Annotated in this window: 2 protein-coding genes; one reads left to right on the forward strand and one right to left on the reverse strand. The window is 50.6% G+C overall.

Annotated elements, in window-relative coordinates; translation table 11 throughout:
- The first annotated feature begins 119 nt into the window (after window positions 1–119).
- Window positions 120–716, forward strand: a complete 597-nt coding sequence (locus ACOCD2_RS19635; protein WP_293645333.1) for a recombinase family protein — start codon at window positions 120–122, stop codon at window positions 714–716.
- A gap of 210 nt (window positions 717–926) precedes the next feature.
- On the opposite strand, the gene tnpA is transcribed toward ACOCD2_RS19635, so the two are convergent.
- A complete protein-coding gene (tnpA, locus tag ACOCD2_RS19640) occupies window positions 927–1,256 on the reverse strand; it encodes an IS200/IS605 family transposase (protein WP_293653873.1) in 330 nt (109 codons plus the stop codon).
- Window positions 1,257–1,490 lie beyond the last annotated feature (234 nt).

Genomic DNA, 1,490 nt, shown 5'->3' on the forward strand with positions numbered 1-1,490 from the left:
AAAAATGAACGACCGTATTCTTTACAAGCCGCAAATCCCCCCAAAAACCACCGACAATCACTGGTTATCCGCAAAGAAATAGCGTAAACTTATCTACGTAAATATAACGAGCGTTTATTATACGGATCGGCTACGCGAGAGTTTCGACCCAGGATCAGAACCCCGATCTCCAGCTGGATGCCCTAAAGAAGGCCAGTTGCGAAGAGATTTTCCAGGAAAAGTTTTCCGGCAAGAGCTCGGCCCGCCCGGAACTGGAAAATTGCCTGCGGATGTTGCGCAAAGGCGATGTACTGGTAGTGTGGCGACTGGATCGGCTGGGGCGTTCCCTGAAAGACTTGGTGGAAATCGTATCGGCCCTCGAAGACCGGGGGGTAGGCTTCCAGTCTCTGACCGAGAACATCGATACGGTCAGTGCCGGCGGAAAGCTCGTCTTTCACATCTTCGGCGCCCTTGCTGAGTTCGAGCACAGCCTGATTCGGGAACGGACCATGGCCGGTCTGGCTGCCGCCAGGGCCAGGGGGCGGAAAGGTGGACGAAAGCCCAGCATGTCCAAGGCCGATGTCCGCAAGGCCGCCGCTATGCTCAAGGATCCGCAAATGACCAAGACCGAGGTGGCCCAGCATTTTGGGGTTTCCCGGGTCACATTGAATAACTCGCTGAAACGCAACGGATACCCCTTGAACCCGGTCGCGCTTGACACAGCAGCTTTTAAGTGATTGTAATTTAAATAAAAATACACAAAATCATGGGCCATCAGGAAGGGTGGTAATTAGCTATACTTATGGCATATTAACCAGAATTATGACAGCGGCCTTGCTAAACTTTTTCCGATGAAGTCCGGTGAAAACGGTGAAACTTCAGTAAATAGAATCAAATACTACCCGCAGAGCGGGTAGTATGATGAAAGCCCCCAGAGGGGGCTATTGTCAGAGTCCCGCCAACCTTAACTGCTCTTGGCGCTTCTCTTCCCGTTCCTGATTCTTTATGTACGCCCGTATCGCTGATTTACCTTTCAGAAAACCGATGGTGTTTGCCACACTGTATTTGGGGGGAATCATCAACAGCATGTGAATGTGATCACGCATAGCGTAACCCTCTATCAATTCAACACCCTGCTGACGACACAACTCCCTCAATATCCCTCCTATTTCTTTCCTCAGCGTTCCGTAAATCGATTTCCTTCGATACTTCGGAACAAACACTACATGGTATGTGCAATAATGCTTCACGTGAGCTTGGCTTTGCCAGTCTCTCATAATGGCCTCCTATAGAACTTGCCGGTTCAAAGGAGACCATTTTCTTACTCCGCACGCCGGTATGGCAGAGCCTTTTCGTGTCTCACCGCCAGAGGCGGTGGTTTACCAAGTTTTAATTAGTTCTACTTTGTCATATTTCCCCACCCCTCCGCCGACAGGATTCTGTGGCAGCCTGTCGTCGCCGGTGTCGCTCTTGAATAAGTCTGGCGAGTTGTTTGGGTGTAGGTTCTGGCT

Source organism: Thiolapillus sp., assembly GCF_048562965.1.
GTDB lineage: Bacteria > Pseudomonadota > Gammaproteobacteria > Chromatiales > Chromatiaceae > Thiolapillus > Thiolapillus brandeum_A.

What these genes read in the sequence shown, in the direction of transcription:
- tnpA (WP_293653873.1), bottom strand. Translation starts at nt 1,256, where the DNA reads ATGAGAGACTGGCAAAGCCAAGCTCACGTGAAGCATTATTGCACATAC.